The following is a 7405-nucleotide window of genomic DNA, read 5'->3' as shown; positions in this document are numbered from 1 at the left end:
CCTGAACTGAAGCAGAATCAATGCCGTGCACTTACACAAGCACAAATCGTGCCGGACGATCGTGGGTCAAGCCCGAGGATGACGAAGCGCGTCAGCCAAGGCCAAGACAAGCACCAAGGGGCCGGCGTGACAAGTGCCTCCCCTTCGCCCGCACATGCGAAGGGATGCGCATGACGACGTCATTCCATGCAGGCGCAGGGAAGCGGCGACCGCAGCACCGCAGCCCTCGGCTTGACAGTGCCGGACAACGGCGTACCCTCTATTAGCCTAAACTTAAATTACTACCCCGGCGTGCCGATCAGTCGCGGTGCGGGCTATCTGCCGTTATCACGATCCGTGAAACGGCACCGCCTCGCCAAAGCCGGACACGCCTCACACAATGGGAGGTGTAAATGGCAGTCAGTTGGCGGTTGTCTGGAAGCTACTTCGAGAATTGCAGCTGCGATGTCGTATGTCCTTGCCTGCTGTCGACCCAGGCGCAGCTGACGTCGAAGCCGACGAAAGGCGTTTGCGACGTCGCCTTGGTCTTTCACATCGACAAGGGCAGTTTCGGGGACGTTCGATTGGACGGGCTCAATGTCGCGATGGTTGCTCACACGCCGGGTCCGATGGCGGAGGGCAATTGGACGGCTGCCGCCTATATCGACGACCATGCGGATGACAGGCAGACAGAAGCGCTCGGCGCCATCTTCACCGGCGCCGCGGGTGGCCCGATGGCCGCCTTCGCGCCGATGATCAGCACCAATCTCGGAGCCAAGAAGGTGCCGATCAAATACCAGGCCGACGGCAAGAAGCGGTCGGTGGAGATTGCCGGCGTGATGCAGTTGGCGGTCGAACCGTTGCCGACAATGCGCGAGGACGGTGAGATGTGGGCGGCTACCGGCCATCCCGTCAATCCCGACTGGCTCGGTTTTGCGATGGGAGTGGAAGGCAATACTTTCAGCGACCATGGCATGAGTTGGGACAATTCCCGCCGCAACGCGCACTACGCTCCGATTAATTGGTCCGGCCAGCAATAGTCCCGCACGCACGATCGGAACGGCCTCGCCCATGACGCTGACATCGCAGCGAAACATCCTTCTCGCCCTGTTGGGCGCTGTCGCCGCGGCGGCGTGGGTCTTGCTCATCCGGCAGCAGATCGGCATGGACGCGGACATGCGCATGGACATGTACTCACCCACCATGGGCATGGGGGCGCCGCTGTTTCTGGCCATCTGGATGATCATGATGATTGCCATGATGTTTCCGACGGCGGCGCCCATGATTCTGACCTTCCACCAGGTCCAAGCCGGCAAACGGGGTCGCGGCGAGGCCTTTGTCGCCACCTGGATATTCGTGGCAGGCTATATGCTGGTTTGGGGCACGGTCGGCATTTTGGCCTTTGCCGGCGCCGCAGGAGCCGAGACGCTTGCCGATCATGCGGGATTGTCCACGGCGACGGCCGCGCGCATCGGCGGCGCCCTGCTGATCGTTGCAGGCGCCTACCAGCTCTCGCCCCTGAAGGATCTGTGCCTGGCCAAATGCCGCACGCCAATCGGTTTCATCCTGACCTCCTGGCGCGACGGTCAATGGGGCGCGGTCCGCATGGGCCTCGTGCACGGCGCCTTTTGTCTGGGCTGTTGCTGGCTCCTGTTTCTGGCACTTTTCCCGCTCGGGATCATGAATGTCGCCGCAATGGCCGTGGTCACCTTGCTGATCTTTGCGGAAAAGACCTTCCCGGCGGGAAAGGGCATAGCCAAGGTGTCAGGTGTCGCGCTGCTGCTTTACGGCGCGGCGGTTCTGGTCTTTCCCCAGGCGCTGCCGACCTTTCAGCCGGCGGACATGATGATGAATTGAGCAGCGGCAGGGCAGAACGTATCCTTAGTCATTCTGGGCTCTGCGCGCGTCGCTTCGCTCCTTGCTCCGCCCTAGAATGACGAAGTCGGATCGGCGGGACAGCGCCCCACTGGCCTGCCCGCCCTTCGCAGCAGCTGCGCTGCAGCTTCCGGAGAGAAGACCGGCCATCTCCCCTACAAGGAGGGACGTCAGCTGTCGCCCCGGCCGTCGCCAATCGTTGGCGTTTACCTTTGCCCCAGCCGCGCGCTTTCGATCGCAATGCCCAGCAGCGCCTGGCGTGCCAGCGCTTCCGACAGGTCGGGGCGTTTGCGGGTCTGCAGAACAGCCGTCTGCAGCCGGCCGAGCGCGCGTGCGAGCGCCTCGACAGTCCAGCGCTCGAGCGTCTTTTCCACCAGCTTGCGGCGCGAGAAGAAGACCGGGGGGCGGGCGCCGGCGACGACCGAGGCGGCGTTGCGGCCGCCGGTCTCCATCTGGCCGCGCATCGCCTGGATCGCCTGCAGTTGCCGCATCGCCGATGACAGCACCAGGAACGGATGGCCGCCGGACTGGCAGTGGCGGTTGAAAGCGATGTCGAAATCGCCGACCTTGCCGTCCAGCACGGCGTCGACAGCGGCATCGAAGGAAGCGCCGGAGACGTCGCCCGACAGCGCATTGACGTCGTCGACGCCGATCTCCTTGTGGCCATGCGCGTAGAGCACCAGCTTCTCGATCTCGCCGCGCGAGGCGAGGCGGTCGCCGCCGAGGTTGCGGCGCAGCGCTTGCCTGGCGTCCAAGGTCATCGACATGCCGGCCTTGCGCAATTCGTCGTCGATCACTGAGTCCAGATCGCGGGCCTCGTCGGCATAGCAAGGCAAGGCAATGGCGTTGCCGGCGGCCTCGACGATGGCGCGCAAGCCGGTGCCTTTCTTCAGGTCGCCGGCTTCGATGAGGATGATCGCGTCGCGCGCGGGCTCGGCGGTCAGCGCCTTGATGTCGTCGGCCAGCGCCTTCTGGCCGCTGGCATTGCGCACCCAAAGCAGCCGCCGGTCGGAAAACATCGGCACCGTGCGCGCCTCGTCGAGCAGCCGCCCCTCATCGCGGTCGACTTCGGCGCCGTCCAGCCTGACCACCGAGAAGGGGTCGTCGAGCGGCAGGCCGGTTTTCGCGGCAAAGGTTTTCGCCCGCTCGGCGACAAGGCCGCGGTCGGGGCCGTAAAGCAGGACAATTGCCATGGCCGGATCCGGCTTCGCCAGCCACGAATCGACCTCGTATCCTTTCTTCTGTGCCATGCGGGGTGAGTTAGCACGGGGCGGGGTGACGGAACCAGCGTCTTGGTGGCCGCGAAGCGGCCGGATGAGGGGTGCTCCAGGGAAAGCCGGCGCCTCACTCCGCTGGAACACCCCTCATCCGTCTCGGCGCTACGCGCCGATCCACCTTCTCCCACAAGGGGAGAAGGGGAAGGCCGCGCCCGGCTCTACCTCCAATCGCATTTTCTGGCGGCAATCGCCCCGCAGACTTCCGCCAAATTGCGTGCGAGCCAAAAACATCGACAAGAAATTTCGCCGCCATATCTGCATCTTGGCGCTTGCGTGCCGCATTGTTCAGCCGAGCTGACGGCCCGGGAGGAAGGCCGTGGCCAGGCCCGGCGAATTGGCACTGGTCTGGCCGCGCGGATGTGCAAATATCGCACCGGCAACATTGGAGGATGTGAGCTCATGGCCGACGCTGGATTGTTGCACTTCCATGTGCCCGAGCCAGAGGTTCGGCCCGGCGGCACGCCCGACTTCTCGAATGTGACCATTCCCAAGGCCGGCTCGGTGCCGCGCCCGGAGATCGACATCGATCCGCGCAGCATCCGCGACATGGCTTTCTCCATCATCCGGGTGCTGAACCGCGCCGGTGAAGCGGTCGGGCCGTGGGCCGGGCTGCTCAGCGACCAGGAACTGCTCGAAGGCCTGCGCCATATGATGACGCTCCGGACCTTCGACGCGCGCATGCAGATGGCGCAGCGCCAGGGCAAGACCTCCTTCTACATGCAGCATCTGGGCGAAGAGGCGGTGAGCTGCGCTTTCCGCAAGGCGCTGGCGCCCGGCGACATGAATTTCCCGACCTATCGGCAAGCCGGGCTTTTGATTGCCGACGGCTATCCGATGGTCACGATGATGAACCAGATCTATTCCAACGAGGCCGACCCGCTGAAGGGCCGGCAGCTGCCGATCATGTATTCGTCGAAGGAGCACGGCTTCTTCTCGATCTCCGGCAATCTGGCGACGCAGTATATCCAGGCGGTCGGCTGGGCGATGGCCTCGGCGATCTCCAATGATTCCAAGATTGCGGCAGCATGGATCGGCGACGGCTCGACGGCGGAGTCCGACTTCCATTCCGCGCTGGTCTTCGCCTCGACCTACAAGGCGCCGGTCATTCTCAACGTCGTCAACAACCAGTGGGCGATCTCGACCTTCCAGGGCATCGCGCGCGGCGGCTCCGGCACGTTTGCCGCGCGCGGGCTCGGCTTCGGGATCCCGTCACTGCGCGTCGACGGCAACGACTATCTCGCCGTGCATGCCGTGGCGAAGTGGGCGGCGGAGCGGGCGCGAAAGAATCTCGGGCCGACGCTGGTCGAATATGTCACCTACCGCGCCGGCGCGCATTCGAGCTCGGACGATCCGTCTGCCTACCGGCCGAAGGCGGAATCCGATGCCTGGCCGCTCGGCGATCCGGTGATCCGGCTGAAGAACCATCTCATCCACAAGCAAGTCTGGTCGGAGGAGCGCCACACCCAGGCGGAGGCCGAGATCCTTGAAACGGTGATCGCGGCACAGAAGGAGGCTGAAAGCCACGGCACGTTGCATGCCGGCGGCAAGCCGTCGACACGCGACATGTTCGAGGGCGTCTATGCCGAGATGCCGCCGCATCTCAGGCGCCAGCGCCAGCAGGCGGGGGTCTGACCATGCCGAGACGCACGATGATCGAGGCGATCCGTGACGCGATGGACGTGTCGATGGGGCGCGACAGCCAAGTCATCGTCTATGGCGAGGATGTCGGCTTCTTCGGCGGCGTCTTCCGCGCCACGCAGGGCCTGCAGGCCAAATACGGCAAGAGCCGCTGCTTCGACGCGCCGATCAGCGAATCCGGCATCGTCGGCTCGGCCATCGGCATGGCCGCCTATGGGCTGAAGCCCTGCGTCGAGGTGCAATTCGCCGACTATGTTTATCCGGCTTACGACCAGATCGTCTCGGAAGCGGCGCGGCTGCGCTATCGCTCCAACGGCGATTTCACCTGCCCGATCGTGGTGCGCATGCCGACCGGCGGCGGCATTTTCGGCGGCCAGACGCACAGCCAGAGCCCGGAAGCGCTGTTCACCCATGTCTCGGGCCTGAAGGTGATCGTGCCCTCCAATCCGCACGACGCCAAGGGTCTGCTGATCGCGGCGATCGAGGATCCGGATCCTGTGATCTTCCTCGAGCCGAAGCGGCTCTATAACGGCCCGTTCGACGGCCACCACGACAAGCCGGTGACGCCGTGGTCGAAGCATGATCTGGGCGAGGTCGCCGACGGCCACTACACGATCCCGCTCGGCAAGGCGGCGGTCCGCCGACCGGGATCGGCGGTCACGGTGCTTGCCTATGGCACGATGGTCTATGTCGCGCAGGCCGCGGCCGAGGAGACCGGCATCGACGCCGAGGTGATCGATCTCAGGACGCTGCTGCCGCTCGACCTCGAGGCGATCGTCGCCTCGGTGAAGAAGACCGGGCGCTGCGTCGTCGTGCACGAGGCGACGCTCACCTCCGGCTTCGGCGCCGAGCTGGCCGCGCTGGTGCAGGAGAACTGCTTCTACCATCTGGAAGCGCCGGTGGCGCGGGTGGCGGGCTGGGACACGCCCTATCCACACGCGCAGGAATGGGACTATTTCCCCGGCCCGGCGCGGGTCGGGCGCGCGCTCGTCGAAACATTGGAAGCTTAGAGTGGGGGAGGCCTGAGATGGGCGAGCACGTTATCAAGCTTCCCGATGTCGGCGAAGGCGTCGCCGAGGCCGAGCTTGTCGAGTGGCACGTCAAGGTCGGCGACCTCGTGCGCGAGGACACGGTTCTCGCCGCCGTCATGACCGACAAGGCAACCGTCGAAATCCCCTCGCCGGTCGACGGCGAGATACTCTGGCTCGGGGCCGAGATCGGCGACACCGTGGCGATCGGCTCGCCGATCGTGCGGCTGAAGGTGACCGGCGAAGGCAATGTGAAAAACACGTCGCCAGGTGAAAGTGGTGCCGACGGCATCCCCGCTGGGGCGAGCCATGGCGATCGTCTTCCCCTCCATCCTGCGCAAGACGCAGCGCCGTCATCCTCGGGCTTGTCCCGAGGATCCGCTGGTTTGCCGGAATTGGCGTCGCATCCACGCAGGTCTGCAGATCCTCGGGACAAGCCCGAGGATGACGGCATCGGATCCCGGGGCAGCAGCGCGCCACGCGACGGCATCAGACCCAGGGTCGGCAGCCCGCCGCGCGCAGAAGGCGAGAAGCCGCTGGCCTCGCCCGCCGTCCGCCTGCGCGCCAAGGAAGCCGGCATCGATCTGCGCCAGGTTCCGGGCAGCGGCCCGGCCGGACGCATCAGCCATGAGGACATCGACGCGTTCGTCGCGCGCGGCCCGCAAGTCGCCCGCGCCACCGGGCTTGCCCGGAAAGACGGCGTCGAGGACATCAAGGTCGTTGGTCTCAGGCGCAAGATCGCCGAAAAGATGGCGCTCGCCAAATCGCGCATCCCGCATATCACCTATGTCGAGGAGATCGACGTCACCGCGCTGGAGGAACTGCGCGCCACCCTCAACAAGGAGAAGCGCGCCGATCGCCCGAAGCTGACGCTGCTGCCTTTCCTGATGCGGGCGATGGTCAAGGCGATCGGCGAGCAGCCCAATCTCAACGCGCTGTTCGACGACGATGCCGGCATCATCCACCAGCATGAAGGCATCCATATCGGCATCGCCGCGCAGACGCCCAACGGGCTGGTGGTGCCGGTGGTGAAACATGCCGAGGCGCGCGACCTGTGGGATAGTGCTGCGGAAGTCAACCGGCTGTCCGATGCGGCCAAGGCCGGCACGGCGAGCCGCGAAGAGCTTTCCGGCTCGACCATCACCATCACCTCGCTCGGTGCCATGGGCGGCGTGGCGACCACCCCGGTCATCAACTACCCGGAAGTGGCGATCGTCGGCGTCAACAAGATGATGGTGCGGCCGGTGTGGGACGGCACCCAGTTCATCCCGCGCAAGATGATGAACCTGTCCTCCAGCTTCGACCACCGCGTCATCGACGGATGGGACGCCGCGGTGTTCGTGCAGCGCATCAAGGCGCTGCTGGAGACGCCGGCGCTGATTTTCGTGGATTAAGGGGGATGGGGTTGATCTCGAACGTCGCCGCGCCGAAATGCGGGCTCCCCCTTCTCCCCTTGTGGGAGAAGGTGTCGCCGCAGGCGACGGATGAGGGGTGTTCCAGGGAACGCCGACGTCTCACTCCGCTGGAACATCAGCGTCTCACTCCGCTGGAACACCCCTCATCCGTCTCGGCGCTGCGCGCCGATCCACCTTCTCCCACAGGGGGAGA

General features: G+C 65.2%; 6 protein-coding genes. 5 read left to right on the top strand and 1 reads right to left on the bottom strand.

The annotated features are described in order from the left end of the window. The first annotated feature begins 392 nt into the window (after nucleotides 1–392). A complete protein-coding gene (locus FJ980_RS28605) occupies nucleotides 393–1019 on the top strand; it encodes a DUF1326 domain-containing protein (protein WP_140547004.1) in 627 nt (208 codons plus the stop codon). A gap of 31 nt (nucleotides 1020–1050) precedes the next feature. Continuing rightward, on the top strand, nucleotides 1051–1836 hold the full coding sequence (locus tag FJ980_RS28600; RefSeq protein ID WP_140547003.1) for a DUF2182 domain-containing protein: 786 nt from the start codon (nucleotides 1051–1053) through the stop codon (nucleotides 1834–1836). 224 nt (nucleotides 1837–2060) lie between these two features. Here the strand turns inward: FJ980_RS28600 and holA are convergent, their stop codons facing one another. Further along, nucleotides 2061–3104, bottom strand: a complete 1044-nt coding sequence (gene holA, locus FJ980_RS28595; RefSeq protein WP_140547002.1) for a DNA polymerase III subunit delta — start codon at nucleotides 3102–3104, stop codon at nucleotides 2061–2063. Nucleotides 3105–3530: 426 nt separating this feature from the next. On the opposite strand from holA, the gene FJ980_RS28590 reads away from it, so the two are divergent. The 3 genes from FJ980_RS28590 to FJ980_RS28580 are packed head-to-tail and all read left to right on the top strand — an operon-like array spanning nucleotide 3531 to nucleotide 7191. Beyond that, entirely contained in the window at nucleotides 3531–4763 is a 1233-nt protein-coding gene (locus FJ980_RS28590) for a 3-methyl-2-oxobutanoate dehydrogenase (2-methylpropanoyl-transferring) subunit alpha (RefSeq protein ID WP_140547001.1), read from the top strand. A gap of 2 nt (nucleotides 4764–4765) precedes the next feature. Further along, the gene (locus FJ980_RS28585; RefSeq protein WP_140547000.1) at nucleotides 4766–5779 is read left to right on the top strand and encodes an alpha-ketoacid dehydrogenase subunit beta; all 1014 of its coding nucleotides are present in this window, start codon (nucleotides 4766–4768) and stop codon (nucleotides 5777–5779) included. A gap of 17 nt (nucleotides 5780–5796) precedes the next feature. Further along, nucleotides 5797–7191 (top strand): dihydrolipoamide acetyltransferase family protein, encoded by a 1395-nt coding sequence (locus tag FJ980_RS28580; RefSeq protein WP_140546999.1) that lies wholly within the window; start codon nucleotides 5797–5799, stop codon nucleotides 7189–7191. Nucleotides 7192–7405: the final 214 nt, after the last annotated feature.

The organism is Mesorhizobium sp. B1-1-5, assembly GCF_006443065.1.
Lineage (GTDB): Bacteria > Pseudomonadota > Alphaproteobacteria > Rhizobiales > Rhizobiaceae > Mesorhizobium.
Note: the sequence above shows the minus strand (reverse complement) of the source record. Positions and strands in the feature narration are given on the sequence as shown.